Source organism: Streptomyces sp. NPDC102441 (genome assembly GCF_044765585.1).
In the GTDB taxonomy this organism is placed as follows: Bacteria; Actinomycetota; Actinomycetes; order Streptomycetales; family Streptomycetaceae; genus Streptomyces.
Genome location: NZ_JBIWKH010000012.1, coordinates 211,560 through 236,968 on the forward strand (window position 1 = coordinate 211,560; position 25,409 = coordinate 236,968).

Here is a 25,409-nt window from a genome sequence, read left to right on the forward strand (position 1 = left end):
ATGACCACCTCTCTCCGCAGCGACCTGCCGGCCGGCAGTTCCCGCTGGGCCGTCCGACGGGCCCAGTGGCGCTCACTGGGCATCACCGACGAGGAGATGGCCCGGCCCAAGATAGCCATCGTCAACTCCTCCTCGGACCTGGCCGCTTGCTTCGCCCACCTCGACGACATCGTCCCGGTGCTCAAGGACGCGATACGCCGAGCGGGCGGCCTGCCCTTCGAGATCCGTACCGCGGCTCCGGCCGACTTCGTGACCAGCGCCGGCGCCGGCGGGCGGTACGTGCTGCCCACCCGCGACCTCATCGTCAACGACATCGAGGTCGTGGTGGAGGGCGCCCTGCTCGACGGCATGGTGTGCCTCAGCTCGTGCGACAAGACCGCACCCGCCCACATGATGGCGGGTGGCAGGCTCGACGTGCCCACCCTGCTCGTCGCCTGCGGCTACCAGCGCAGCGCCCTGCACGAGGACGGCGGCGCCGACATCGAGGACGTCTTCCTGCACGCAGGCCACACCGCCCTGGGCCGTACCTCCGCCGAGGACCTGCTCGCCATGTCCGAGGACGCCATCCGCGGTCCCGGAGTGTGCGCGGGGATGGGCACCGCCAACACCATGCACATGGCCGCCGAGGCGCTCGGCATGGCACTGCCCGGCACCACCCCGACCCGAGCCGACGGTCCTGCCATGTGGGACGCCGTCCGCTCGGCCGGCCGGCGCATAGTGGAGATGGTGCACGAGGGGCGGACCGCACGAACGGTGCTCACCCCGGCGGCGATCCGCAACGCGGTCACCGTCATGCTCGCGGTCGGCGGCTCGATCAACTCCGTCAAGCACCTCCAGGCCGTCGCCGTCGAGGCCGGACTGGACGTCGATGTGTGGCGGACCTACGAGGAACTGGCCGACCGGGTCCCCGTGATCACGGCGGTACGGCCCAACGGTCCCCATCACATCGAGCAGCTCGACGACGCCGGCGGCACCCGCGGTGTCCTCGCCGCGCTGGCACCACTGCTGGACCTCACCGCTGTCGGGGCCACCGGACTACCGCTCGGCGAACTCCTCGCCGAGGCACCGCAGTCCGACCCGGAGTTCATCAGGCCGCTGGACGACCCGTTCTCCCGTACACCCTCGATCGTCGTCCTGCGAGGGTCCCTGGCGGCCGAGGGTGCCATCGTGAAACTGCCCGCCGACGAGGACCGGCCCACCGCCTTCCGCGGCCCGGCCCGCTGCTACCCGTCCAGGGAAGCGGCCGTCGACGCTCTCGCAGCGGGAGAGGTCCAGGCCGGTGACGTGGTCGTGCTGCGCGGCATGGGACTCCACGGCGGTCCCGGCATGGCGATGGCCTCGGCGTTCGTGTTCGCCCTCGACGGCGCCGGACTCGGCGAGAAGGTCGCGGTGGTCACCGACGGCCAGCTCTCCGGACTGGTCAACAAGGGCATCGTCGTCGGCGAGGTCTCTCCCGAGGCCGCCGTCGGCGGCCCGCTCGGCCGGATCCGCGACGGCGACCTGATCAGCATCGATCTCACCACCCGCACGGTGGACCTGGAGGTCGATCCGGACACCCTGGCCGGCCGCGAGACCGCCGCCGCGGAGACCGTCCGTACCCCTGGCTGGCTGTCCGTGTACGACCGCACCGTCACCAGCCCCGCCTGCGGCTCCGTCCTGGCCCGCGGGGCCTGCGCGAGCGTGTGCGGGCAATCCCAGGGAGAAGTCCGATGAAGGTGCTCGAAGTCACCCGGCCCACCGAAGCCCCGCCGCCCGCTCCGCCGCCGCGCGCCCGCAGGCCCCGGCCCCGTGTCGCTCCGCTGGTCGGCATCGTTGTCGCCGCGCTGGTGGCCGAACTCGTCCCGCGTGCCGGCCTCGTCGCGGACGGCGCGCTGCCCCCGCTCAGCTCAGTCCTGGCCGAGCTCGGCCGGGAATCGGCCGACGGCGCGCTGTGGGAGGCCCTGGGCAGCACGGTCCGCACCTGGGCCGTCGGGCTGGTGGTCGCCGTAGCCGCGGGAGTGGTCGTCGGCGTGGCCATCGGGCTCGTGCCGGTGCTGCGCGCACTCACCGCCTCCACGGTGGAGTTCCTGCGCCCGATCCCCTCGGTGGCGCTCATCCCGGCGGTCATCCTCATCTTCGGCACCGGCTACGAGTCCGGTGTGGTCCTCATTGTCTACGCCGGCTTCTGGCAGGTGCTGGTGCAGGTGCTCTACGGCGTCCAGGACATCGACCCGGTCGCCTACGACACCGCCCGTTCCTACCGTTTCGGCCTGTGGGCCCGCGTCCGGCACGTCATCTGGCCGACCGCCCTGCCGTTCGTGTTCACCGGCATCAGGCTGGCCGCCTCGGTCGCCCTGGTCCTGGCCATCACCGGCGAACTGGTCATCGGCACCCAGGGCATCGGCCAGCTCATCTCCGTCGCCCAGAGCAGCGGGGCGACGACCGAGATGTTCGCGCTCGTACTGCTCACCGGAGTCCTGGGTGTCCTGGTCAACGTGGGCTTCCGGTACGCCGAACGGGCCACGCTCGGATGGCACCCCTCCGTCCGGCGATCGGCGGGTTCCCGATGAACGTCCTGCGCCGCACCCTGTTCGCCCTCGGGCTGCCCGCCGCCCTCGTCGCACTGTGGTGGATCACCAGCGTCAACAGCACCAGCTACTACTACCCGCCCCTGCCCGACATCTTCGACCGGTTCGGAGAACTGTGGCTTTCGTCCCGGTTCACCGATGACGTCGTGCCCAGCCTGCTCCGGCTCCTCACCGGCTTCGCCCTCTCCGCCGTCCTCGGTGTGGCCCTGGGCGTCGTCCTCGGCCTGACCGACGCGCTGCGCCGTGGGGCCGAACCGGTGCTGGAGTTCCTGCGCGCCCTCCCGCCGACCGTGCTGGTGCCGGTCATCGCGATCGTCGCCGGCATCGGGGACGGCCCGAAGGTGCTGGTCATCGTCTCCGGCTGTGTCTGGCCGGTCCTGCTGAACACCGTCGAGGGCGTACGCGGTGCTGACGAGGTCATGGTCGACACCTGCCGCACCTATGGCATCACCCGCGGCGCGAAGCTGCGTCACATGGTGCTGCCCGCGGCGAGCCCGCAGATCGCGGCCGGACTCCGCCAGGCGCTCTCCGTCGGGCTGATCCTCATGGTCATCGGTGAGATGTTCGCCGCCACCAACGGCCTCGGCTTCAGCATCGTGCAGTTCCAGCGCACCTTCGCGATCCCCCAGATGTGGAGCGGCATCATCCTGCTCGGCCTCATCGGATTCGCGCTGTCCGCGCTGTTCACCGTCGTCGAGAAGCGGGCCCTGGGCTGGTACCTGGGCCTGCGCGAGTCGCAGAGGAAGAACGGCTGATGACAGACATGGTCGAGGTCAAGGGCCTCAACAAGGTGTACGAGTCCGCCGGTCACCGGGTGGAGGCGATCGGCGACATCACCTTCTCCGTCGCCCGCGGCGAGTTCGCGTGTATCGTCGGCCCCTCCGGCGCGGGCAAGACGACCCTGCTGAAATGCCTGGCCGGACTGCTCGCCCCCACGGCGGGGGAGGTCCTGCTCGACGGCACCCCCGTGACCGGGCCACCGCCCGGCATGGCCGTGGTGTTCCAGGAGTACGGCCGCAGCCTCTTCCCCTGGCAGACCGTGCGGCAGAACATCGACCTCCCACTGCGGCAGAAGGGCCTGCCCCGCGCCGAACGCGACCGGCTGGTCGACGACTCACTCGCCGCAGTCGGACTCGCCGCCTCCGGCGACGCCTACCCCTGGCAGCTCTCCGGCGGTATGCAGCAGCGCGTCGCCATCGCCCGGGCCGTCGCCTACGAGCCGCAGGTGCTGCTCATGGACGAACCCTTCGCCGCTGTCGACGCGCAGACCCGAGCCGACCTCGAAGACCTCGTCCGGTCACTGTGGCGGTCCCTGGGCATCACCACGCTGTTCGTCACCCACGACGTCGACGAGGCCGTGTACCTCGGCGAACGCGTCCTGGTCCTGTCCGCCTCACCCACCCACGTCCTCGACGACGTCCCCATCGGACTCCCGGCCGAACGCGACCAGGTCACGAGCCGCTCGACAGCGGAGTTCGCCGAGCTGCGCACCCGTGTCCACCGGGGCATCCAGGACGCGAAGGCCGGCCGCCGCGCGGGAGCCGCCGCATGACCGCCTTCACCGACGAGGGATCCGGCGCCCCGGTCCTGCTCTCCGCCTCCCTGGGCACCACCGCCGCGATGTGGGCACCCCAGCGCGCACGCCTGCGCACCGGGCGGCGAGTGATCGCGTACGACCACCGCGGGCACGGCGCCTCCCCGGCGCCCCCGGGACCGTACGATCTCGCCGACCTGGTCCACGACGCCGTCACCCTCCTCGACTCGCTGGAGATCGAGTCCGCCGACGTCGTGGGTATCAGCCTCGGCGGCACCGTCGGGCTCGCCCTGGCCGCGGAACACCCTGACCGGGTACGCAGCCTCGTCACCCTCAACGCGCCCGCGTTCGCGGACGACCCGGTCTTCTGGCGGCGCCGCGCCGCGGCGGTCCGTGAACAGGGCATGGCGGTGGCCACCTCGGGCCTGCTGGACCGCTGGTACGCCCCGGCCGTGGCGCAGGCACCGACGGCCCTGGTGCAGGACACCGTCGACGGCGTCGGGCGGCTCGACCCCGCGGGCTACGGGGCCTGCTGCGAAGCCATCGCGGGCACCGACCTACGGGACCGGCTGGCCGGAATCCGGTGCCCCGTGCTCGCGGTGAACGGGCTCGCCGACGCCGTCGTCCCGGCCCACCACGCGCGGACGATCGCGGCCGCCGTGCCCGGCGCCCGGCAGATCGCGCTCCCCGACGCGGGCCACCTGCTGAGCCAGGAGATCCCCGACCGGCTCCACACACTGCTGACGAACCACTGGACCACCGCCACAGCCGACAGAAAGGCCACCCCGTGAACAGCTACGTCACGGAACCCACCCGTGAGACACCGGTGTTCGGCGAATGGGAGGTCGTCGTCCTCGGCGGCGGTCCCTCCGGACTCGCCGCGGCCACCGCGGCCGCCCGGGCCGGACGCAGCACCCTGCTGGTGGAGAAGAGCGGATACCTCGGCGGCGCCGGCACCGGCGGTGGCCTGTCCACCTTCTGCGGCATGTACTCCAACGTCCACGGCGAACACGTCCTCACCGTCCGAGGACACGCCACCGAACTCCTGGAGCGCATCGACCGTCTCGGCGGACTCCGCGCCCCCCACCTGTCGTTCGCCGACCGCATCCAGGCACAGGCCTACGACATTCCGGCCTACCGCAGCGCTGCCGACGACCACGTCCTGTCCGCCGGAGCCCAACTCCTGTACCACGCCTTCGCGGTGTGCGCGATCACCGGCCCGGCGGGCGTCGAGGCCGTCGTCGTCGAATCGAAGTCCGGCCGCGGCATCCTGCGCGGCCAGGTGTTCATCGACTGCTCCGGTGACGGCGACCTGCTGGCCTGGACCGGAACGAGCCACGAGAAGGCCGACCCGCACGGCGACATGCTCTACCCGTCCACGATGTTCCGCATCAACGCGGTGGACGACGAGCGCGCCGGACCCGCGTGGAAGACGCTGCCGCGCCTGATGGACGAGGCCGTCGCCGCCGGCCGCCCCCGCTTCCCGCGCCGCGGCGCGATCGTCCGGCCCCAGCGCGACGCCATCGAGTGGCGGGCCAACGCCACCCAGTTGCGCAACACCGACGGCAGCGCGGTGGACGGCACCGACGTCTGGCAGCTCACCCACGGCGAGGTGCAGGGCCGCGCACAGGCCCAGGAGGTGTTCGGCTTCATCCGCGAGAACCTTCCCGGCTTCGAACGGTCCTACATCGTCGACATCGGCCCCGAGATCGGCATCCGCGAGACCCGACGCCTGCTCGGCCGGTACCTCCTCACCGAGGAAGACGTCCGCTCCTGCGCCCGCTTCGAGGACTCCATCGGCCTCAACGGCTGGCCGGTGGAGGCCCACGTCGACGGAGACCTCGACATCCGCTGGCCCTACGGGGACGACCCGGTGGGCTACAACCAGCTGCCGTACCGCATGCTCGTTCCCGCCGAAGGCCCCGGGAACCTGCTCGTCGCCGGGCGCTGCGCCTCCATGACCCACGGCGGCCAGTCCGCCGCGCGTGTCGCCGGGCCGTGTTTCGCCATGGGGCAGGCCGCCGGCACGGCCGCCCACCTGGCACTGAAGGACCACGTCACGGCCGCCGAGGTCGACGTCGCGCAGCTGCGCGACGAACTGGAAGGAGAGGGAGCGTGCCTGACACTGTGAGGAACTCGTGCTGCTGACCCCCGCCGACGAACGCATGCTGGCCGGCGAGGAGGGCCCTGCGGTCCGCTCCGCCCTGGAACTCCTGGTCAAATACGGTGAGTTGATGGGCGCTGAGCGCCTTATCGACACCGACAACGTGTGTGGCGCCAACCTCTTCGGACCGCGCCACGCCCGGGTCCTCGGCACCACCGACCCGGCCGCCCTCTTCTCGCGCTTCTCCCTCGACCTCGACGAGACGGTCGACGTCCCGCCGTTCCGCGCGCACAGCTGTCAGCTCATCGGCCCCCGCGACCGGGACCGGTGGGACCTCCAGGGCGTGGCCCCCGTGGACGCCGCGGCGATGGACGACAGCGAGCGCTATCTCGTGGACAAGGGCGTGGACCTCCTGTCGACCTGCACCCCCTACCAAGTGGGCAACGTGCCCCGGTTCGGTGAGCACTGCGCGTGGATGGAGTCCTCCGCGGTCGTCTACATCAACTCCGTGCTCGGAGCCCGGACCAACACCGAGGGCCGCGAGTCCTCGGCCGCCTCCATGCTCACCGGCCGCACTCCCTACTGCGGCTACCACCTGGACGGACATCGGCGCGCCACACATCTGGTCGAGGTGCGGCACCCGGTCGTCACCACGGAGGACTGGAACGTTCTCGGCTACTGGGTGGGGGAGCAGGTCCAGGAAGCCGTCCCGGTCCTCACCGGACCAGGGCTCACTCATGCGGCCGCTGCCCCGACCCCGGTGCAGCTCAAGCAGTTCGGCGCGGCCGCCGCCTCCTCCGGCGACGTAGAGATGTACCACCTGCCCGGCGTAACACCGGAGGCCCGGACGGTGGAACAGGCGCTGGCCGGGCGGGAACCCGACGCGGTCTCGGTCTTCGACGCCGCCGCACACGCGGAGACCGTGGCATCGCTGAGCCGGACGGCCACCGAACGCGAGGTGGACTTCGTGATGATCGGCTGTCCGCACGCCTCACTGGAACAGGTACGCGAGGTCGCAGAGCTGCTGGAGGGCCGCCACCTCGCGGACTCCACCACCTTGTGGGTGTTCACTCCTCGCACCCTGCGCACACTGGCCGAACGCAGCGGCTACGTCGACACCATCGAGAAGGCGGGCGCACGCGTGCTGTCCGACACCTGCCCGGCGATCGGACAGTTCCTGCCGCCCGGCACACGCGTGTTCGCCACCGACTCCGCGAAGCAGGCGCACTACCTGCCGGCCATCACGGGCGTACAGGGCTGGTTCGGCAGCGTACGGACCTGTGTCTCGGCGGCCTTGGATGGGCGGTGGCCCGATGCCTGAGCTGCTGCGCGGCACCGGCGTCGTCGCCGGGCGGGCCGGCGGACCCGCCCTGGTGTGCACCGCACCGGTGTCGGGGTGGGGCGGCATCGACCCGCGGACCGGCATCATCGTGGAGAGCCGCCACCCTCAGCACGGGGCCAGTGTTGCCGGCACCGTGCTGGTGCTGCCCGGGGCCAAAGGGTCCTCCGGCTGGTCCGGGCAGTTCCACCTCGCCAAACTGCAGGGCACCGCGCCGTGCGCCATCGTGTTCACGCGGATGAACAGCAAGCTCGCCCTGGGCCTTGTCGTCCTCCACGTCCCGGCGGTGACGGGCCTGGACATCACCGGGATGATCCGCACCGGTGACGTGGTGGAGGTGGACGGGACCGCGGGCACCGTACTGGTACAAACGAAAGGCTGATCTGATGGACACCCTGCGCATCGACCGACGGGTGGTGCTGGTGACCGGCGCGGCGAGCGGGATCGGTCACGCGATCGCCCGCGCCTGCGCGGACGAAGGCGCCACGGTGCACCTCGCCGACGTGTCGGACGACGTCCACGAAGCGGCCGGGAAACTGACCGGGTCCGTCACGTCACACGTGTGCGACGTGACGGACCCGGACGCGGTCCGCGCCCTGGTGGACGGCGTCGTGGCCGCTTCGGGCCGCCTCGACGTCGCCTTCCTGAACGCCGGTGTCAACGGCGTACCTTCCCAGCTCCAGCCCGGCGGGGCGATCGACGAGCTGCCCTTCGAAGCATGGCGGCGGGTCATGGACGTCAACCTGGACGGGCTGTTCCACTGCCTCCAGCACTGTGCCCGGGTCATGAAGCAGCAGCGGTCCGGAAGCATCGTGGTCACCGCCTCCACGGCGGGCCTGCGCGCCGAACCACGCGTCAGCTACCCGTATGTCGCTTCCAAGTCCGCCGTCGTCGGCCTGGTCCGCCAGGCCTCGCTGGAACTCGCCCGCTTCGGCGTCCGCGTCAACGCCCTGGCCCCGGGACCGGTGGTCACCAACATCGGCGGCCCGGGCCCCCGGCCCGAGGCCGCCGTCGCCGCGTGGGAGAACTCCGTCCCGATGCGGCGCTGGGGCAGGCCCGACGACGTCACGGGAGCGGCTCTCCTGCTCGCCTCCGACGCTTCGTCCTGGATGACCGGAGGCGTCCACGTCGTGGACGGCGGCGCGTCGGCCCTCACCCAGGTCCCGAGCGAGATGCTCCCGGCCCCCGGTTCCGGGACTGCCTGACGAAGCGCGGCGCCCCCTTCCGGCAGCAGCGGATACATTGCCGACGGTCGGCCAGGGGCGCGGACGCCCGCCTCGCCCCCGTGCCGGACCGTGGGACGGCGCCGACGTCGACGACATCGGCGGGGCGTCCGAGCAGGATGCCGATCCGGTCGGCCAGCTGCTGCCGGCGGGCCGTCCCGGTAGAACGCCGTGAGGGACCTCATCGCGGCCCTCCGCGACCCGCCGAACCGCTCGACCGGATCCGCGCCCGCCACGACAGCCACGCCCGGCTGATGGCGCAGGTCCGGGCCGAGGCCGCCGCCCTGCTCACGGGACATTCCCAGGTCCTGGACACCCCGGATTCCCGGCAAGCCATCAAGATCCTTTCCGGCGACGCGATCTGAGGGCCCCGGGCGCCCGGCCCCGATCACGATCCGGTCTCGTCCGGTCCCGAGGTACTTGTTTTCGTGCGTGGAATCGATTCCAATCATTCTTGTAATCGATTCCACGGTTGGTTCCGCTGGTCTCGAGGCTCACGGTAACCACAAGGAGGTGGTCCGGAAATGGCGAGCATCAAGGATGTCGCGGCCCAGGCAGGAGTCTCTGTCGCCACGGTCTCCCGCGTCCTCAACAGTCATCCCTCCGTCAGCCCGGACGCACGCAGACGCGTCCTCGCCGCCGTCGACGCCCTCGGCTACCGGCCCAACGCCGTGGCCCGCTCGCTGCGCACCGACCGGACGCGCACGCTCGGCCTCGTCATCAGCGACGTGCTCAACCCGTACTTCACCGCGCTGGCCCGCTCCGTCGAGGAGGAGGCCCGCGCGCTCGGCTACAGCGTGATCATCGGCAACGCCGACGAGCGGCTCGAACAGCAGGACCACCACGTCCGTACGCTCCTGGACCGCAGGATCGACGGGCTGCTGGTCTCGCCCGCCGACGGGGAGTCCCCGCTGCTCACGGACGTCGCACGCACCGGCACCCCGATGGTCTTCGTCGACCGCTGGATTCCCGGAGTGGACATCCCCGTCGTCCGCGCGGACGGTCACCGGGCCATCCAGGACCTGGTCGCCCATCTGTACGCGCTCGGCCACCGCAGGCTCGCCATCATCGCGGGGCCGGCCGCCACCACCACCGGCAACGAACGCGTCGAGGCCTTCCGGGAAGCGATGCGGTCCCACGGACTCGCCCTGCCCGACGCCTACATCGGACAGGGCGACTTCCAGGCCGACAGCGGCAGGCGCGCAACCGAGCGCTTCCTGGCGCTGCCCGACCCGCCGGAGATCGTGTTCGCCGCCGACAACCTCATGGCACTCGGCGCCCTGGACGCCATCCGCGCACACGGCCTGCGCGTTCCCGAGGACATCGGGATCGCGGCCTTCGACGACATCCCGTGGTTCGTCCACACCGGCCCGCCGATCACCGCGATCGCCCAGCCGACCGGCGAACTCGGGCGTGCCGCGGTGCGTGCGCTGGTCGACATCGTCGAGGGCCGCCCCCCGCAGTCCGTGACCCTGCCCGCCCGCCTCGTCGTACGCGGCTCCTGCGGCGAGCGCACCATCACCCCCGGGAGCAACGAGTGAGCGAATCAGTCGAGTTGCTGCGCATCGAAGGCGTACGCAAGACCTTCCCCGGTGTCGTCGCCCTGGACAGCGTCGACTTCGACCTCCGCAGCGGGGAAGTGCACGTCCTGCTCGGTGAGAACGGCGCCGGCAAGAGCACCCTCATCAAGATGCTCTCCGGCGCCTACCGCCCGGACCGCGGCCGGATCTTCGCCGGCGGCCGGGAGGTGCGCATCAACGGCGCGCAGGACGCCGAGAAGCTCAAAATCGCCACGATCTACCAGGAGTTCAACCTGGTGCCCGATCTGACGGTCGCCGAGAACATCTTCCTGGGCCGCCAGCCACGCCGCTTCGGCATGATCGACCGGCGGCGCATGGAAGCCGACGCCGAGGTGCTCCTGCGCCGTGTCGGACTGCACATCTCGCCGAGAGCGAGAGTCCGCGAACTGGGCATCGCCCGGCTGCAGATGGTCGAGATCGCGAAGGCGCTCAGTCTTGACGCACGCGTCCTGATCATGGACGAGCCGACCGCCGTCCTCACCTCCGAGGAGGTCGACAAGCTCTTCAGGATCGTGCGGCAGCTGCGCGCGGACGGCGTGGGCGTCGTCTTCATCACGCATCACCTCGACGAGATCGCGGCCCTCGGTGACCGTGTCACCGTCCTGCGCGACGGCCGCAGCATCGACCAGGTGCCGGCCTCCACCCCCGAGGCGGAGCTCGTCCAGCTCATGGTGGGGCGCAGCATCGACCAGCAGTACCCGCGCGAACGTCCGGAAACCGGTGCGCCGTTGCTCTCCGTGCGGGGACTCACCCGCGACGGGGTGTTCCACGACATTACCTTCGACGTGAAGGCCGGTGAGGTCGTCGGCCTCGCCGGACTCGTCGGAGCGGGCCGCACCGAGGTCGCCCGCGCCGTCTTCGGCGCCGACCCCTACGACGCCGGGAGCGTCGACGTACGCGGCGAGCGCCTCGGCAAGCACGACGTGACCGCCGCCATGGGCGCGGGGCTCGGCCTCGTCCCCGAGGACCGCAAGGGCCAGGGCCTGCTGCTCGACGCCTCCGTGCAGGAGAACCTCGGCCTGGTCACCCTCCGCTCGGCGACCCGATCGGGACTCGTCGACGTCAAGGGACAGCGCACCGCAGCCGCCCGCATCGCCGAGCAGCTCGGCGTGCGGATGGCGGGCCTCGGCCAGCACGTCCGCACCCTGTCCGGCGGCAACCAGCAGAAGGTCGTCATCGGGAAATGGCTCCTGGCCGACACCCGGGTGCTGATCCTCGACGAGCCCACACGCGGGATCGACGTCGGTGCCAAGGTCGAGATCTACCAGCTCATCAACGAGCTCACGGCCTCCGGGCACGCCGTCCTGATGATCTCCAGCGACCTGCCCGAGGTCCTCGGCATGAGTGACCGGGTTCTCGTCATGGCCCAGGGCCGCATCGCCGGAGAACTCCCCGCTCACGAAGCCACCCAGGACGCCGTGATGGCACTCGCCGTCAGCGTCGCCCCCGTGACCGGCCCCACCGAGCACACAGAGAACGCAGAGGAGAGCCCCCGTGGCCACTGACACGCATCCGAGCAAGACGGGCGCGGGCGGCGCCGGACACACCCTCCGCCGCCTCCTGCTCGACAACGGCGCCCTCAGCGCTCTGGTCGTCCTACTGGTGGCGATGTCGCTGCTCTCCGGCGACTTCCTCACCACTCAGAACCTGCTGAACGTCGGTGTCCAGGCCGCGGTGACCGCGATCCTCGCGTTCGGCGTCACCTTCGTCATCGTCTCCGCGGGCATCGACCTCTCCGTCGGTTCGGTCGCCGCGCTCTCCGCGACCGTCCTCGCCTGGTCGGCGACGTCCGCGGGCGTCCCCGTCTGGCTGGCGGTCATCATCGCCGTGGCCACCGGCATCGCCTGCGGCTTCGTCAGCGGCGCCCTCGTCGCGTACGGCAAGCTGCCCTCGTTCATCGCGACGCTGGCCATGCTCTCGGTGGCCCGTGGGCTGTCCCTGGTCATCTCCCAGGGCCGGCCGATCCCCTTCCCCGACTCCGTCTCGGTCCTCGGTGACACCCTCGGCGGCTGGCTGCCCGTCCCCGTCCTCGTGATGATCGCGATGGGCCTGATAGCGGCACTGATCCTGGCCCGCACCTACATCGGCCGCTCCATGTACGCCATCGGCGGCAACGAGGAAGCGGCCCGGCTGTCCGGACTGCGCGTCAAGAAGCAGAAGCTGGCCATCTACGCCCTGTCCGGTCTCTTCGCCGCCGTGGCCGGCATCGTCCTCGCCTCCCGTCTGGTCTCCGCGCAGCCGCAGGCGGCACAGGGGTACGAACTCGACGCGATCGCCGCGGTCGTCATCGGCGGCGCCAGCCTCGCGGGCGGCGTCGGCAAGGCGTCCGGCACCCTGATCGGCGCACTGATCCTCGCCGTGCTGCGCAACGGCCTCAACCTCCTGTCCGTGTCCGCCTTCTGGCAGCAGGTCGTCATCGGCGTCGTCATCGCCCTCGCGGTGCTGCTGGACACCCTGCGCCGCAAGGCCGGATCCGGCGGTGCGTCCGCCGGCGGTGCTTCCGCGGCGCCCGGGGGGCCAGGAAAGGGCCGTAAGGGGGCGATGCAGGTCGGCATCGCGGTGGTCTGCCTGGCCGCCGTCATCGCCGCCGTGACCTTCTTCAAGTCCGGTTCCTCCGGCACCACCACCAAGGTGGGCATGTCGCTCTCCACCCTCAACAACCCCTTCTTCGTCCAGATGAAGGAGGGCGCGCAGAAGGAGGCGAAGGCGGCCGGGATCGATCTCACCGTCACCGACGCCCAGAACGACGCCTCGCAGCAGGCCAACCAGCTGGAGAACTTCACCAGTTCCGGGGTGGACTCCGTCATCGTCAACCCGGTGGACTCCGACGCGGTCGGCCCCGGCGTCCGCAACGCCAACAAGGCCGACATCCCCGTGGTCGCCGCCGACCGGGCAGTCAACAAGGCCAAGTCCGCGACGCTCGTGGCCTCCGACAACGTGGCGGGCGGCAAGTTCGCCGCGAAGACACTCGCCGACCGGCTCGGCGGCAAGGGCAGCATCATCGTCCTCCAGGGCACCGCGGGAACCTCCGCCAGCCGCGAGCGCGGTGCCGGCTTCGCCGCAGGCATCAAGGCGTACCCGGGCATCAAGGTCGTGGCGACCCAGCCGGCCGACTTCGACCGGACCAAGGGCCTGGACGTCATGACCAACCTGCTCCAGTCCCACCCCGGGATCAACGGCGTCTTCGCGGAGAACGACGAGATGGCACTCGGCGCGGTCAAGGCGCTGGGCAGCAAGGCGGGGAAGTCCGTCCCGGTCGTCGGCTTCGACGGAACCCCCGACGGCCTCACAGCGGTCGAGGCGGGCACCCTGTACGCCTCCGTGGCCCAGCAGCCCGAGGAACTGGGGAAGATCGCCGTACAGAACGCGATCAAGGCGGCCGACGGCAAGAAGATCGACAGCATGGTCAAGGTGCCGGTAAAGGTCGTCACCCGGCAGAACGTCGCCGACTTCTCCTGATCACGAAAGGCACTGCCCTGATGGAAGCGACCGATGCCTCCGCAGCCTCCACACCCTCCCGGCACGACCTCCTGGTCGTCGGCTCGGCCAACGCCGACCTGGTCGTCGGCGTCGACCGCCGCCCCGGGCCGGGGGAGTCGGTGCTCGGCTCCGACCTCGTCGTCCACCCCGGCGGCAAGGGCGCCAACCAGGCGGTCGCCGCCGCCCGCCTCGGTGCCCGTACGGCGCTGCTGGCCAGGGTCGGCGACGACGCCCACGGACGACTGCTGCGCGCCTCGCAGCAGGAGGCGGGGGTCGACACCGGCGGAGTCCTCGTCGGCGGGGCGCCCACCGGCGTGGCCCTCATCACCGTCGATCCCTCGGGCGACAACAGCATCGTCGTGTCCCCGGGCGCCAACGCCCGGCTGTCCCCCGAGGACATCAGGGCCGCGGAACCTCTCCTCGCCTCGGCCCGCGTGGTCTCCGTACAGCTGGAGATCCCGTTGGCCACGGTCGCGGAGACGGCCCGCGCCCTCGGGCCTGGCGCGCGGCTGGTCCTCAACCCCTCCCCGCCCGCGCCGCTCCCCGACGAGGTGCTGGCCGCCTGCGACCCGCTCGTGGTCAACGAGCACGAGGCGCGCTACATCCTCGGGGAGAGCGCGGGCAGTACCCCGGAGTCCTGGGCGCGGGGGCTCATCGCCCTCGGCCCGCGCTCGGTGGTGATCACCCTGGGCGCGGACGGCGCGCTGGTCTCCGACACCCGCCGCGGCGACCCCGTACGCGTGCCGAGTCCCCAGGTCGACGCCGTGGACACGACGGGCGCGGGCGACGCGTTCACCGCCGCTCTCGCCTGGCGGCTCGGTCTGGGTGAGGAACTGGCCGAGGCCGCCACGTTCGCCGTACGGGTCGGCGCGGCAGCCGTCACCAAGGAGGGCGCGCAGGCGTCGTTCCCGACAGCGGAAGAGGTCGCAGCGCTGTGAAGAAGTCAGGCATCCTGAACCGCCACCTGGCGGGCGCCGTAGCCGAACTCGGCCACGGCGACGGCGTTCTGATCTGCGACGTGGGCATGCCCATCCCACCGGGGCCCCGCGTCGTCGACCTCGCCTTCCGGGCGGGCGTCCCGTCGTTCGCCGAGGTCCTGGACGGGCTGCTGGACGAACTGGCCGTGGAGGGCGCGACGGCGGCCGAGGAGATACGGGAGGCCAACCCGGAAGCCGCCCGCCTCCTGGCCACCCGCCTCCCGGACCTGACGCACGTGTCCCACGAACAGCTCAAGGCGCTCACCGCGTCCGCCCGCCTGGTGGTACGCACGGGGGAGGCGCGGCCGTACGCGAACGTGCTGCTGAGGTGCGGCGTCTTCTTCTGACGCCGCACCCGGCCCGGGGGACTACTTCGGCGCGGCCAACCGGTCGAGGATCTCGAGGTGGGCGGGGGCCAGACGGACACTCCCCGCCGCGGCGTTCTCCTCCAGGTGGTCGATCCGGGCTGTGCCCGGGATCGGGAGGATGGCCGGCGAGTGGGCGAGCAGCCAGGCCAGGGCGACCTGTGTGGGGGTGGCCTCCAGCTCGGCCGCCACGGCGAGGATCTCGGGGTTCGCCCCGGAGTCGCCCCAGACGACCGGGCGCCACGGCAGGAACGCGATCCCTGCCGCCTCGCAGGCGGTGAGGACGGGCTCGTGCTCCCGGTCGAGCAGGTTGTAGCGGTTCTGCACGCTCGCTATCTCGACGGTCTTCCGTGCCTCCGCGAGTTCGTCGGCGGTGACCTCGGACAGACCGATCCGGCCGATCTTGCCCTCGTCCCGGAGGTCCCGCAGCGTGCCGAGCTGGTCGGCGAGCGGCGTCTCCGGGTCGATGCGGTGCAGCTGAAGGAGCTCGATCCGCTCGACACGCAGACGCCGCAGCCCCTGCTCCACCTGGTCGCGCAGGACGGCCGGCCTCCCGTCGAGCTTCCAGTCGGCCGAGGGATCCGGCCGGGTGAGACCAACCTTCGTGGTGATCAGGAGGTCCTCGGGGTAGGGGTGCAGGGCTTCCGCGAGAAGTTCCTCGTTGGCCCCGCCGCCGTACATGTGCGCGGTGTCGATCAGGGTGATGCCCAGCTCGACGGCGCGGCGGGCGACCGCGAGAGCGGCCGGACGGGCCGTCCCCGGCTCGGTCGGCAAGCGCATGGCTCCGAATCCGAGCCGCTGTACCTCTAGATCCCCACCGATGCGGAACGCTGTCGCTGTCATGTGACGTGTAGATCCCTTCGAGTCAACGGGACACGCTAGCAGGCAAGTTGTTCAGGGCGGCCGGTACGGCGAGCGTGCTCGCCGTACGTCCCGAAGTCCGTTGCGCCCGGATTCCCGAGCCCTTAGAGTCGGTTCTGTGACTGCCGGGTCGGCCTTGAGCCATGTACGAGAGAGAAGCCCGGCTGCTGCATGAGCGCGTGGCGGGCGCGAGCCCCGCCGCCCTGTCGTGTTCCTTCGCCCGGCGCCCGTTCGAGGCGCCCCTCCCAGCGGAATCCACGACACGGAGACTTCAGCAGACATGACCCGCACACAGCAGCAGGACCTGCGCGGAACCGAGCAGGGCGTCGACGTCGTCCAGCTCGACCATCACGCGGTGTTCGCCAGAGACCGAAGCCTGTCGGCCGAGTTCCTCGCCACCGTCCTGGGCCTGGAGGTCGGCCGCCCGTTCGGTCCGTTCCTGCCCGTCGACCTGGGCAACGGCGTGACGCTCGACTACTACGAACTGCGGGACGAGCCGGTGCAGTCGCAGCACTACGCCTTCCTCGTCCCCGACGCTCAGTTCGACACCATGGTCGCCCGGCTCCAAGCGCTCGACGTCACCTACTACGCCGACCCCAACCACACCGAACCCGGCATGATCAACCGCCTCTTCGGCGGCCGCGGGGCCTACTTCAAGGACCCGGACGGCCACAACATGGAGATCATGACCCGGCCCTACGCCCGGCCCAGGTAACCCGCTTCCGTCACGCGTCCGTGAGCCCGTCCACCAGTGCCGCCAGTGCCGAGGCGAGCGCGTCGAGCCCCGGGCCGGCCGGGCCGCCCGGCTCGGTCATGTACAGGTCGCGCCGGATCTCGATCATCAGCGCGCCGACCCGCCGGTCCCTCCCGTAGTGCTTCAGCGGCACGTACGTACCGGGGAACGGGCTGTTCAGCCCCGTGCCGCCGAATCCCGCGAACGCCGCCTCCGCCCGGGCCAGAAGCCCGGGCGGAGTGTGGAAGCCGTCGGTCCCCAGACAGACCTGCGGGCGCGGACCGCTGCCGTGCAGCTCGTACGGGAGCGCGGTGGCCGGGTAGGAGTGGACGTCGATGACGACGGCGCGACCCGTGGCGGCGAGCCGTTCGTCGACGGCCGCGGTCATCGCCCGGGCGTGCCAGGTCGGCCGTATGGGAGTCAGTGATGTGGTCGAGTTCGGCGTCGAGGGTCTCGTCGTCGAGCACGATGCCACTGCGTACGCCCTCCGGGATGACCCGGGAGGAGTGCGGGACGTGCAGCAGCACCGGCGATCCGGCGGCGAGAGATACGGAGGTCCGTCAGGCGTCGCAGCACTCACCGTTCAGGCCTCGGCGTGAGGGTGGCCGGCTGTCGCGTAGCCCGCGAGGGCCGGTTCCAGCAGGTCGAAGGCCACGGTGGCCTCATCCGTGATGATCGCGGCGATCTGGGGGTTGCCTGTGCCCGCGAGCGTCAGCTCCTGGATGCGCCGGAACAGGACGCGGTGCACCCCGCCGAGCAGCGCGGCCGCCGTGCACGGGGTGATGTCGTAGGCCGGCGTGCCGGTCGCCTCGGCGAGCACCTTCGCCAGAGCGTCCTCGCGCCGGTCGTGCAGGCCGCGCAGACACGTCGAGAGCGTCGGGCTGTCGGCGATCATCCGGGAGAACTGCAGTCCGGCGAAGCCCGCGACCGGGTCCTGCGCCGCGACGGAGGACAGGAAGGCCCGGCGGAGCGCGGAGAGGGCCGATTCACCGGCGGCGCGGCCGGTGACCGTATGCGCGAGGCTCGCGGTGAACTCGTCCTGGTGATCCAGCGCCAGATCTTCCTTGCGCGCGAAGTAGTTGGTCACCGTCTTCTTGGCGACCCGGGCGGCGGTCGCGATCTCGGCGATCGTCGTCCGCTCGAAGCCCTGCTCGACGAAGAGCCTGGTCGCGTGGTCGGAGATCGACTGCCGCGTCTCGCGCTTCTTCGACTCGCGGAGGCCCGTCGTCCCGTTGCCCGTCTGGATGCTCATGGGTGAAGTTTATCCCCGTCGCATCTTTACCCCGAGGGGCGTGATGCCTCCGGTGTAGAAGTACGCCCACGCCGGAGATGGCGGCCCCGCCCCGCCCCGCCCCGCCCCGCCCCGCCCCGCCGGGCCGGAGTCGGCGGGACGGCGGCGCAGGGGCCGGGTCAGCCGGCCCAGACCTCGGCGTCGTCGGCCGGGACCGTGGTGGCGAGCTTCAACTCCTTGCGGGCGGCGACCGACTTGGTCGGGTCGATGCCCGTGAAGGCCAGGTCGTAGGCGATGTAGAAGTCGTCGGTGCTTCCTGCCGCGGCGGCCTCCTTCCATGCGTCGGCCGCCTCCTCCAACTGCGCGCGGAGCTTGCCGGTCTCCGGCTGCTCCACGCTCTTCAGGTTGCTCACGTGAGTGTTCAGCGCCGCGGAGACGGCCTTCGCCTGCTTCTTGTATCCGGTGAAGTCGTCCTCGATCTGGTCCGCCTCGGGCTGATTGCTCCACAGCGCCTGATAGACGGCGTTGGCGCCCTTCAGATACGCGAGTTGGTCCGCGTCGAGGGACTTGTCCTTGAGCGAGCCGGTGTACGTCCCCGACTCCTTGGCGTAGGTGCAGCTCACTGCCCGGTCGCCGGTCTTCCAGCTCTCGTTGGTGGGGTAGTAGTAGAAGAGGTCGACACCCTTGGGGACCGCCCAGGTGTCGGAGGTGAACTTCTGTGACTCCGCCGGGCACCGCTCGTCGGCGATCTTCGAGGCTCCGTCGTCACCGGGGTACGCCGACTCGCCCTCGATGGCGAACTCGCCGACGACCTGGCCCTTGTGCGCTTCCCCGCACGGGACGATCTCGACGCTGAATTCTTCGCTCGCGGTCGCCCCGCTGTTCGGGTTGTAGCAGTCGCCCGGGGCGAGCGAGAAGACGGACCGCTGGCGAACCGCCTTCTTGGCGCCGGCCTTGGCGCTTTCGATGGCGTCGGAGCAGCCCACCGCACCGATCGCGAGAAGGGTGACGGCGGCGGATATGCCGCGCGCTGAACGGGACGTGACACCGAAAAACATGACGTGGGCATCCTCAAGCGGAAGAGCTGTGAACAGGTGTGCGCATCGTATGGCATGTATGTGACGGCTCCGTGTGCAGGTGGCGCCCCGTGCGGGCCCCCGACCTCGCGCCGCCGGATGCTCGCGAAGGAAAATTACACCCGTCGCACTTTTATGTTGACGTGCCAGGTGCGCTCGGCCTAAAGTTACGTTCATTGTAAAATTATTTGCGGTCGGCCCGGGCGAAGCAACATTCCGCAGCCGCCCCCTCTGCTGACGCGCCGCCAACTCCGCGTCTATCCTCACGACTTCGGCATCAGGAGTACACATGCAGATCACCACGTCCACCGTCTCGCTCACCGTCGATGACGTCGTCGCGTCCAAAACCTTCTTCACCGACCACCTCGGGTACAAGGAGACCGTCTCCACCGAGGACTTCGCCTCCCTCGCCCGCGAGGACAACGCGGTCGACATCGTTCTCCTGCGCCGTGGCATCGACGTCCTGCCGGCCACCCAGCGCGACCAGCACGCCTCCGGGCTGATCCTCGCCTTCACCCTCACCGGTCTGGAGGGCGAGGAGAAGAGGCTGTGCGCCGAAGGCGTCGAGATCACGATGCCGCTGCGTGAAGAGCCGTGGGGCGAGCGGCTGTTCCAGATCACCGACCCCAACGGGGTTGTCATCCAGTTCGTCGAATGGGCCGCAGCGCCGGATTCGGAGCACACATGAGAACACTGCAGACCGCGGCACTCCTCGCCTCGGCCGTCGGAGCCGCCCTGATGGCCGGGCTGTTCTGCGCCTTCTCGTACGCCGTGATGCCGGGCCTGTCCCGTGGCGACGACCGGGCGTTCGTCCAGAGCATGCAGAACATCAACCGGGCCATCATCAACGGCTGGTTCCTCACACCCTTCCTGCTGCCGCTTCCGCTCCTGGTGCTCGCGACCGTTCTCGCCGGGAAGGGGCACAGCGGGGGAGCCCTGCCATGGATCGTCGCGGCGCTGGTGCTCTACGGAGCGGCGTTCCTTGTCACCGGAACACAGAACGTCCCGCTCAACGACATTCTCGACAAGGTGGCGCTCGACTCGGCCCCCGACCGCCTCCGGGAGGCGCGCGCCGCGTTCGAGGACCGCTGGGTCACATGGAACACCGTCCGCGCCGTCCTCCATACCGCGTCCCTCGGCGCGCTGCTGTGGGCTCTGTACGTCCACGGCACGGCGGTACGGGAGTTGAGCTCGTAGGGGGACCGTCCGGAGCCCGGGGGGTCAGGCCGCGATCACGACGGCCGGCCGGGTCAGGGCGGGAGTCCCCGACAACGCCGGAGCCGGCGTGAAGACGACCACCCGCAGCAGCGCGAACCGCCCGACCCCGGCCGCCGCGGACGCCGACAGATACACGCTCTGCTCGACGAGAGCGGAGGGCGCGGACTGCACAGCGTGCAGGAAGAGCAGGGCGCCCGTGGTGAACGCGTAACTCACCACCACCGTCAGCCCGGACTGCAGGTGGACCCGCCATCCCCTGCGGTCGCTCCGGAAGGAGATCCGGCTGTGCAGCTCCGTCGCGATCACCGTGGAGACAACGGTGACCACCGCGTTGGCGAGGACCAGCGGTATCCGCTCGTCCAGCAGCACCAGCGCACCACTGGCCGCCAGTCCGACACCGCCCCCGCAGACGACGAAGCGCACGAACGCCGCGACCAGCGGATGGGCGGTGAGCTTCTTCGGCAGGTGCGCTCGGGCGGTCACGGGGTTCCTCCGGAGGGATGCGGGGACGGTGCTCCGATTCCACCCCACAACCTGGGTGCGGCACGTCCCCCCAGCGATGCAGCCGGGCCCCGACTTCTATGGGGGGATCCCCCAGGGGGACCCTGAGGGATATCCCTCACCGCCGGTCATGGCGCACCGCCCTGACGGCCGGCCCTCCGCCGGGCCGCCGGTGACCGGCACCGGAGACAGGCCGGGGCGGGAGAACGGCGGTTATGCCTTACGGGCGACCCCGCACCACATGGGAAGGGTGTCGTCCGGTGTGTCGGACGGCGCGGGACGCCAGCGGGTCAGGGTGACGACGCCCGGTTCCAGAATCTCCAGGCCCTCGAAGAACCGCTCCACCTCCTTCTCGGTGCGCGGGGTGGCGGAGGCGTGGCTGGCGGCGCGCTCGTTGTAGATCCGCATGGATTCGGCGACCTCGGGGGCCGTGACGTCGGCGGCCGGGTGGGACAGGACGAGGTAACTGCCGGGGGCGAGGCGGTCCAGCAGACGGCGGGTGATGTCCCACGGGTCCTCGGAGTCCTTGATGTACTGCAGGATCGCCACCAGCATCAGGCCGACCGGCCGGTCCAGATCCAGGGTGCGCGAGGCCGCGTCGAGGATCGCCTCAACGTCCCGCGCGTCGGCCTGCACATAGTCCGTCTGCCCCTCGGTGCCGCTCACCAGCAGCGCCCGGGCGTGGGTCAGGACGATCGGGTCGTTGTCGACGTACACGACACGCGATTCCGGAGCGGCGTCCTGGGCCACCTCATGGGTGTTCGCCGCAGCGGGGATGCCCGTCCCGACGTCGAGGAACTGGCGGATCCCGGCCGCCGCGAGGTGACGTACGGCGCGGCCGAGGAAGGCCCGGTTGGCCCGGACCGAGGGCACGATGGTCGGGTTCGCCCCGGCGGCGAGTTCGGCCGCCTCCTGGTCCACCGGATAGTGGTCCTTGCCGCCCAGCCATGCGTTGTACACGCGGGCCGGATGGGCGGCGGTGGGGTGGGGCGTGGGCAGCGGGTATTCGTTCAACGTTCGTCACCTCGTGTGGCGAGAGGCCAGGTCGAGCTCGTGTTCGGTCACGGTACCTCTCCCGTGACCCCTGACGGTCTGCCACTGGCCGAGACGCTGTCCCTGCCGGATCCGGCGGTGCCGGCGGACGGTTGAACTCGCCCGGTGCCGTCACCAGCCCTGGGTCCCTTCGGCCGTCACGGCTTGCGGGCGAGGCCGCCGTGCTCGCCGATGGGGCGGGGCGCCGGGGCGTGAGCCGTTCATCGCACAACTTACGCCCCAGGGCTCGCGGACAGCGGACGAGTTCAATCAGCCGTTCCCGTGGTCGCCCAGCACCTGCGCGACGTAGCAGGCCAGATCCTGTCTCACCTGATCAGGCGTCACATGCCCTTCGCCCGCCAGGTGTTCTACCAGGTCCGCACGCGTCGCGGCCAGGAGGGCGTGTGCGGTGAAGTCGGCGGCGGGGGTGGGCCCGATCTGCTCCAGCGCCTCCTTGAGCGTGCGGTGCCACCACGCGTAGTGCCCCGCTCCGTAAGGGCTGCCACTGCCCGCGTCCTCCAGAGCCAGGGCCAGGTGGCGGTTGTCCAACTTGAAGCGGAGCACCGCGTCCAGCAGGGCCGGGACGCGTTCGCGGGGTGGCGTCGAGGGGCCGAGAGGGGCCGGGCCTGACTGCACTGCCTCGAACACCGGCTGGATGCGGGCCTCGTACAAGGCCTGGATCAGGCCGGTCCGGTCGCCGAAGCGGCGGAAGAGGGTGCCTTTGCCTACTCCGGCGGCTGCCGCGATCTCGTCCATGGACACGCCGCGCGGGCTGTCGCTGCGGGCGAAGAGAACGTCGGCTGCGGCCAGCACGGCCTCGCGGTTGCGGACGGCGTCGGCGCGCTCCTTGCGCTCGGGCATGACCTCTCCAGTTGCTAAACGGACTACTGGTCCGTATTGTTTCGAAGGTAAACGGACTCGCAGTCCATATCTTAGGGGTTCTGATTTCGGATGAGTGACGCCATGAGCCCGGCGGACCTGTACCGCCACAGCCTGCGGCTTCTGCTGGACAAGGACATCGATGCCTGGATCGCTCTGGTCGACGACGCCGCGCTGTTCGAGTTCCCGTACGCACCTGCAGGCTTCCCGTCGAAACTGGAGGGCAAGGAAGCCGTCGCCGCCTACATGCGGGGCTATCCCGATTCCATCGACCTGCGCGAGGTCGTGGGGCTGAAGATCCACGAGCTGCGGGACGGGGGCACCGTCATCGCCGAATGGCGCGGAGTGGGCCGCATCGTCGCCACCGGAGCTCCGTACGAGATGCCCTACGTCGCGGTGGTCACCGTCAAGGACGGCAGGATCGCCGGGTACCGCGACTACTGGAACCCGCTCGCGATCCCTGGTTCCCCCGCTGATGCCAGATTCTTCGATGCCGTATGAGGAGTGACATGTCCGACCGCACGCTGGTCATCGGGGCAACGGGCACCACGGGAAGCCGAGTTGCCCGCAGGCTCGTCGCGCGGGGGCACTCCGTCGTTCCGGCCTCCCGCGGGGCGGCACCGTCGGCCGGCGCGCGGGCCGCACGGTTCGACTGGTACGACGCCGATACCCACGCCCCCGCTCTGTGTGGCGTCGACCGCGTCTATCTCGTACCGCCGATCGGCGATCCCGAGCCGGCCGCTGTCATGCGGCCGTTCCTGGAGCAGGCTCGCGCCGCCGGGGTGCGGCGCGCGGTGCTCCTCAGCTCGTCGGCCCTCCCCGCCGGGGGGCCGGGAGTGGGGCGGGTCCATGAGCTCCTGGCCGGCGGGCTGTTCGAGGAGTGGGCAGTCCTGCGGCCCTCCTGGTTCATGCAGAACTTCACCGGTCGGCATCTGCACGCCGAGAGCCTGCGGGCGAACGGCGTGGTGGCGAGTGCGACCGGCGACGGGCGCGTCGGCTTCGTCGACGCCGAGGACATCGCGGCAGTCGCCGTACGGGCGCTCACCGACGCGGAGGCGCCCGGCGCGGATGTGGTGATCACCGGACCCGAGACGCTGAGTTACGGCGAGGCTGTCGCCCTTGTGGGGGAGGTCACCGGGTGGCCTGTCACGCACCGGCAGGTCACGTACGAGCAGATGCGTGACCGTCTGGCCGCCGATGGCATCCCGGCGGAGTTCGCGGCCATGCTCGCAGGCTTGGACCAGGCGATCGCGGAGGGTGCCGAGGACCGTGTCACCGATACCGTCGAGCGCATGACAGGCCGGCCCGCGATCAGTTTCCGTGCGCATGTGGAGGCGGCGATGCGGCAGGGGTTCGGCCTGGGCCCCCAGTAGGGCGGATCTTCGGTGCGCCGGCGCTCGCCGGCGCCGGGCGCGGCCTGACGAGCCGGTGCTGCGCCAGGCATGCCACCGCGAGAGAGGCGCCGAGCACGGGCCAGGCCAACGGGCCCGCGCTGACGGCGGCCCCGACGACGACGGGGCCGAGGCTGCGCTGCGCGGACTGGGCCAGACCGTGCACACCGAGGTAGGCGCCCTGCGCCTCGCCGGGCGCGAGGGCGACGGAGAGCTCCCAGGACGAGAGTGAGTGGAGGATCTCGGCGACCGTGAACGCGGTGGCGGCCAGGAGGACGGCGGCGGTGGCGAACCATGGGCCGCCACCGGCCGAGGCGGCGAGCAGTACCCCTCCCGTCAGGCCGGCGGCGGCGACGGGGACCAGCAGCCGTCGGGCCGCCGCCCTCGTCTCCCCGAAGCGGGACAGCGGGACCTGGAGTGCGATGACCAGCACGCTGTTCACCACGAGGACCAGCGGTGCCAGTCCGACCGGGGCGTCGGTGGCGTGGACGATCCACAGGGGGAAACCCACCTGGAGGATGCTGTCGTCCAGGAACAGCCAGATCTCCGACCCGGTGAACGCGAGGTAGCGGCGGTCCCGCCAGGGTGTCGCAGCCCCCGCCCGGGTGACGGGCGCCCCGGACCGGGTGCCCGGAGCGCCCTTCGCGTCGCCGGGGGAGGCCCGCTCCGCGACGACGCGGCTGGGGGCCGACGGTTCCGCGCATCGGAGGGTCAGGGCGCCGATGACCACGTAGGAGGCGACGTCGGCGAGCAGAAGGGCCTGGTAGGAGGCGGTGGTGCCCACGGTGAGCGCACCGGCGGCGCCGGCCGCGCCGACGGCCCACCCGATGTTCGCGGCGGTGCGCTGGAGTGCCTGGTAGCGGACGCGATGGGGGCCGGCGACCCGCGCGGCGAACAGCTTGGTCAGCACACTCGACGCACGGTCCGGCAGGGCGCCCAGTGCCGAGAACAGCACCAGCAGCGCATAGTCGTTCGTCGTCAGCAGGGCCAGGAGTGCGGCGCCTCTGGCCAGTTGGACGACGAGCAGGATGCGGGTCACGGGGAAGCGGTCGGCCAGCCGCCCCGCGAGCGGGGGCCCGGCTATGCCGAGGATGCCGGACAGTCCCATCAGCACCCCGATCTGAGCTACCGACAGGTGGGCGACGTAGATGAAGTAGAGCGTGGCCGCTCCGGTCCACAGGCCGGTGCCCACCTTGTCGATGACCGCGATCACCAGCATGCGCCGTCCGTCGCGGCCGCCCGGGACGGAAAGGCGCCGGGTGAACGGCACACGGCTCGCCGTCGGTTCCATCGAGATCCCCCTTGACACATTTTTTGT

General features: G+C 71.0%; 26 protein-coding genes and 1 pseudogene. 19 read left to right on the forward strand and 8 right to left on the reverse strand.

The window, feature by feature from the left end; all coding sequences use genetic code 11:
- From ACIREO_RS26205 to rbsD, 14 genes are all read left to right on the forward strand, one after another.
- Positions 1-1,713, forward strand: coding sequence for a dihydroxy-acid dehydratase (locus ACIREO_RS26205; RefSeq protein WP_404114406.1), 1,713 nt, complete (start codon positions 1-3; stop codon positions 1,711-1,713).
- Entirely contained in the window at positions 1,710-2,549 is an 840-nt protein-coding gene (locus ACIREO_RS26210; protein WP_404114408.1) for an ABC transporter permease, read from the forward strand. Before ACIREO_RS26205 ends, ACIREO_RS26210 begins: the two co-directional genes overlap by 4 nt.
- Positions 2,510-3,322: an ABC transporter permease gene (locus ACIREO_RS26215; RefSeq protein WP_404114410.1), complete on the forward strand. Its 813-nt coding sequence runs from the start codon at positions 2,510-2,512 to the stop codon at positions 3,320-3,322. Before ACIREO_RS26210 ends, ACIREO_RS26215 begins: the two co-directional genes overlap by 40 nt.
- Positions 3,322-4,119 (forward strand): ABC transporter ATP-binding protein, encoded by a 798-nt coding sequence (locus ACIREO_RS26220; RefSeq protein WP_404114412.1) that lies wholly within the window; start codon positions 3,322-3,324, stop codon positions 4,117-4,119. Before ACIREO_RS26215 ends, ACIREO_RS26220 begins: the two co-directional genes overlap by 1 nt.
- Positions 4,116-4,892 (forward strand): alpha/beta fold hydrolase, encoded by a 777-nt coding sequence (locus ACIREO_RS26225; RefSeq protein WP_404114413.1) that lies wholly within the window; start codon positions 4,116-4,118, stop codon positions 4,890-4,892. The genes ACIREO_RS26220 and ACIREO_RS26225 overlap by 4 nt, the downstream gene beginning before the upstream one ends.
- Positions 4,889-6,232 carry an FAD-dependent oxidoreductase gene (locus ACIREO_RS26230; protein WP_404114415.1) on the forward strand — a complete coding sequence of 448 codons (1,344 nt, stop codon included), beginning with the start codon at positions 4,889-4,891 and terminating at the stop codon, positions 6,230-6,232. Before ACIREO_RS26225 ends, ACIREO_RS26230 begins: the two co-directional genes overlap by 4 nt.
- 7 nt (positions 6,233-6,239) lie before the next feature.
- Positions 6,240-7,526 (forward strand): aconitase X, encoded by a 1,287-nt coding sequence (locus ACIREO_RS26235; protein WP_404114417.1) that lies wholly within the window; start codon positions 6,240-6,242, stop codon positions 7,524-7,526.
- Complete coding sequence (locus ACIREO_RS26240; protein WP_404114419.1) at positions 7,519-7,926, forward strand: aconitase X swivel domain-containing protein; 408 nt, start codon at positions 7,519-7,521, stop codon at positions 7,924-7,926. Before ACIREO_RS26235 ends, ACIREO_RS26240 begins: the two co-directional genes overlap by 8 nt.
- Positions 7,927-7,930: 4 nt before the next feature.
- Entirely contained in the window at positions 7,931-8,749 is an 819-nt protein-coding gene (locus ACIREO_RS26245; RefSeq protein WP_404114421.1) for an SDR family NAD(P)-dependent oxidoreductase, read from the forward strand.
- A gap of 542 nt (positions 8,750-9,291) precedes the next feature.
- A complete protein-coding gene (locus ACIREO_RS26250) occupies positions 9,292-10,308 on the forward strand; it encodes a LacI family DNA-binding transcriptional regulator (RefSeq protein ID WP_404114423.1) in 1,017 nt (338 codons plus the stop codon).
- Positions 10,305-11,852 carry a sugar ABC transporter ATP-binding protein gene (locus ACIREO_RS26255; RefSeq protein WP_404114425.1) on the forward strand — a complete coding sequence of 516 codons (1,548 nt, stop codon included), beginning with the start codon at positions 10,305-10,307 and terminating at the stop codon, positions 11,850-11,852. Before ACIREO_RS26250 ends, ACIREO_RS26255 begins: the two co-directional genes overlap by 4 nt.
- Positions 11,842-13,806, forward strand: coding sequence for a substrate-binding domain-containing protein (locus ACIREO_RS26260; RefSeq protein ID WP_404114427.1), 1,965 nt, complete (start codon positions 11,842-11,844; stop codon positions 13,804-13,806). The genes ACIREO_RS26255 and ACIREO_RS26260 overlap by 11 nt, the downstream gene beginning before the upstream one ends.
- 20 nt (positions 13,807-13,826) lie before the next feature.
- Positions 13,827-14,765, forward strand: a complete 939-nt coding sequence (locus tag ACIREO_RS26265; protein WP_404114428.1) for a ribokinase — start codon at positions 13,827-13,829, stop codon at positions 14,763-14,765.
- Positions 14,762-15,151: a D-ribose pyranase gene (rbsD, locus tag ACIREO_RS26270; RefSeq protein WP_404114429.1), complete on the forward strand. Its 390-nt coding sequence runs from the start codon at positions 14,762-14,764 to the stop codon at positions 15,149-15,151. The genes ACIREO_RS26265 and rbsD overlap by 4 nt, the downstream gene beginning before the upstream one ends.
- Before the next feature lie 21 nt (positions 15,152-15,172).
- On the opposite strand, the gene ACIREO_RS26275 is transcribed toward rbsD, so the two are convergent.
- On the reverse strand, positions 15,173-16,012 hold the full coding sequence (locus ACIREO_RS26275) for an aldo/keto reductase (RefSeq protein WP_404114430.1): 840 nt from the start codon (positions 16,010-16,012) through the stop codon (positions 15,173-15,175).
- A 298-nt stretch (positions 16,013-16,310) separates the two neighbouring features.
- Between ACIREO_RS26275 and ACIREO_RS26280 the strand changes: the two genes are divergently transcribed.
- The gene (locus ACIREO_RS26280) at positions 16,311-16,745 is read left to right on the forward strand and encodes a VOC family protein (protein WP_404114431.1); all 435 of its coding nucleotides are present in this window, start codon (positions 16,311-16,313) and stop codon (positions 16,743-16,745) included.
- 10 nt (positions 16,746-16,755) lie between these two features.
- Here ACIREO_RS26280 and ACIREO_RS26285 read toward each other — a convergent pair.
- From ACIREO_RS26285 to ACIREO_RS26295, 3 genes and pseudogenes are all read right to left on the reverse strand, one after another.
- Positions 16,756-17,290: pseudogene (locus tag ACIREO_RS26285) on the reverse strand (N-formylglutamate amidohydrolase).
- Positions 17,291-17,346: 56 nt separating this feature from the next.
- Positions 17,347-18,015, reverse strand: a complete 669-nt coding sequence (locus ACIREO_RS26290; RefSeq protein WP_404114433.1) for a TetR/AcrR family transcriptional regulator — start codon at positions 18,013-18,015, stop codon at positions 17,347-17,349.
- Positions 18,016-18,173: 158 nt separating this feature from the next.
- On the reverse strand, positions 18,174-19,052 hold the full coding sequence (locus ACIREO_RS26295; protein ID WP_404114435.1) for a septum formation family protein: 879 nt from the start codon (positions 19,050-19,052) through the stop codon (positions 18,174-18,176).
- A gap of 307 nt (positions 19,053-19,359) precedes the next feature.
- Here ACIREO_RS26295 and ACIREO_RS26300 point away from each other — a divergent pair, with 307 nt between their 5' ends.
- Positions 19,360-19,758 (forward strand): VOC family protein, encoded by a 399-nt coding sequence (locus ACIREO_RS26300; RefSeq protein ID WP_404114437.1) that lies wholly within the window; start codon positions 19,360-19,362, stop codon positions 19,756-19,758.
- Positions 19,755-20,267: a DUF1772 domain-containing protein gene (locus ACIREO_RS26305; RefSeq protein WP_404114439.1), complete on the forward strand. Its 513-nt coding sequence runs from the start codon at positions 19,755-19,757 to the stop codon at positions 20,265-20,267. The genes ACIREO_RS26300 and ACIREO_RS26305 overlap by 4 nt, the downstream gene beginning before the upstream one ends.
- 24 nt (positions 20,268-20,291) lie before the next feature.
- Here ACIREO_RS26305 and ACIREO_RS26310 read toward each other — a convergent pair whose 3' ends face one another.
- The 3 genes from ACIREO_RS26310 to ACIREO_RS26320 all read right to left on the reverse strand — a co-directional run bounded on the left by ACIREO_RS26310 (position 20,292) and on the right by ACIREO_RS26320 (position 22,682).
- Positions 20,292-20,771: a hypothetical protein gene (locus ACIREO_RS26310; RefSeq protein ID WP_404114441.1), complete on the reverse strand. Its 480-nt coding sequence runs from the start codon at positions 20,769-20,771 to the stop codon at positions 20,292-20,294.
- Positions 20,772-21,002: 231 nt separating this feature from the next.
- Positions 21,003-21,803, reverse strand: a complete 801-nt coding sequence (locus tag ACIREO_RS26315) for an SAM-dependent methyltransferase (RefSeq protein ID WP_404114443.1) — start codon at positions 21,801-21,803, stop codon at positions 21,003-21,005.
- A 288-nt stretch (positions 21,804-22,091) separates the two neighbouring features.
- Positions 22,092-22,682 (reverse strand): TetR/AcrR family transcriptional regulator, encoded by a 591-nt coding sequence (locus tag ACIREO_RS26320; protein ID WP_404114444.1) that lies wholly within the window; start codon positions 22,680-22,682, stop codon positions 22,092-22,094.
- 90 nt (positions 22,683-22,772) lie between these two features.
- On the opposite strand from ACIREO_RS26320, the gene ACIREO_RS26325 reads away from it, so the two are divergent.
- Positions 22,773-23,201: a nuclear transport factor 2 family protein gene (locus tag ACIREO_RS26325; protein WP_404114446.1), complete on the forward strand. Its 429-nt coding sequence runs from the start codon at positions 22,773-22,775 to the stop codon at positions 23,199-23,201.
- Between the two features lie 8 nt (positions 23,202-23,209).
- A complete protein-coding gene (locus tag ACIREO_RS26330; protein WP_404114448.1) occupies positions 23,210-24,073 on the forward strand; it encodes an NAD(P)H-binding protein in 864 nt (287 codons plus the stop codon).
- On the opposite strand, the gene ACIREO_RS26335 is transcribed toward ACIREO_RS26330, so the two are convergent.
- Entirely contained in the window at positions 24,012-25,382 is a 1,371-nt protein-coding gene (locus ACIREO_RS26335; RefSeq protein WP_404114450.1) for an MFS transporter, read from the reverse strand. The genes ACIREO_RS26330 and ACIREO_RS26335 overlap by 62 nt on opposite strands.
- Positions 25,383-25,409: the final 27 nt, after the last annotated feature.

Excerpts from the sequence above, each read along its gene's own strand:
- ACIREO_RS26205 (WP_404114406.1), top strand. The coding sequence starts at position 1 with ATGACCACCTCTCTCCGCAGCGACCTGCCGGCCGGCAGTTCCCGCTGG.
- ACIREO_RS26210 (WP_404114408.1), top strand. The coding sequence starts at position 1,710 with ATGAAGGTGCTCGAAGTCACCCGGCCCACCGAAGCCCCGCCGCCCGCT.
- ACIREO_RS26215 (WP_404114410.1), top strand. The coding sequence starts at position 2,510 with ATGGCACCCCTCCGTCCGGCGATCGGCGGGTTCCCGATGAACGTCCTG.
- ACIREO_RS26220 (WP_404114412.1), top strand. The coding sequence starts at position 3,322 with ATGACAGACATGGTCGAGGTCAAGGGCCTCAACAAGGTGTACGAGTCC.
- ACIREO_RS26225 (WP_404114413.1), top strand. The coding sequence starts at position 4,116 with ATGACCGCCTTCACCGACGAGGGATCCGGCGCCCCGGTCCTGCTCTCC.
- ACIREO_RS26240 (WP_404114419.1), top strand. The coding sequence starts at position 7,519 with ATGCCTGAGCTGCTGCGCGGCACCGGCGTCGTCGCCGGGCGGGCCGGC.
- ACIREO_RS26245 (WP_404114421.1), top strand. The coding sequence starts at position 7,931 with ATGGACACCCTGCGCATCGACCGACGGGTGGTGCTGGTGACCGGCGCG.
- ACIREO_RS26250 (WP_404114423.1), top strand. The coding sequence starts at position 9,292 with ATGGCGAGCATCAAGGATGTCGCGGCCCAGGCAGGAGTCTCTGTCGCC.
- ACIREO_RS26265 (WP_404114428.1), top strand. The coding sequence starts at position 13,827 with ATGGAAGCGACCGATGCCTCCGCAGCCTCCACACCCTCCCGGCACGAC.
- ACIREO_RS26275 (WP_404114430.1), bottom strand. The coding sequence starts at position 16,012 with ATGACAGCGACAGCGTTCCGCATCGGTGGGGATCTAGAGGTACAGCGG.
- ACIREO_RS26280 (WP_404114431.1), top strand. The coding sequence starts at position 16,311 with ATGACCCGCACACAGCAGCAGGACCTGCGCGGAACCGAGCAGGGCGTC.
- ACIREO_RS26290 (WP_404114433.1), bottom strand. The coding sequence starts at position 18,015 with ATGAGCATCCAGACGGGCAACGGGACGACGGGCCTCCGCGAGTCGAAG.
- ACIREO_RS26295 (WP_404114435.1), bottom strand. The coding sequence starts at position 19,052 with ATGTTTTTCGGTGTCACGTCCCGTTCAGCGCGCGGCATATCCGCCGCC.
- ACIREO_RS26300 (WP_404114437.1), top strand. The coding sequence starts at position 19,360 with ATGCAGATCACCACGTCCACCGTCTCGCTCACCGTCGATGACGTCGTC.
- ACIREO_RS26305 (WP_404114439.1), top strand. The coding sequence starts at position 19,755 with ATGAGAACACTGCAGACCGCGGCACTCCTCGCCTCGGCCGTCGGAGCC.
- ACIREO_RS26320 (WP_404114444.1), bottom strand. The coding sequence starts at position 22,682 with ATGCCCGAGCGCAAGGAGCGCGCCGACGCCGTCCGCAACCGCGAGGCC.
- ACIREO_RS26325 (WP_404114446.1), top strand. The coding sequence starts at position 22,773 with ATGAGTGACGCCATGAGCCCGGCGGACCTGTACCGCCACAGCCTGCGG.
- ACIREO_RS26330 (WP_404114448.1), top strand. The coding sequence starts at position 23,210 with ATGTCCGACCGCACGCTGGTCATCGGGGCAACGGGCACCACGGGAAGC.
- ACIREO_RS26335 (WP_404114450.1), bottom strand. The coding sequence starts at position 25,382 with ATGGAACCGACGGCGAGCCGTGTGCCGTTCACCCGGCGCCTTTCCGTC.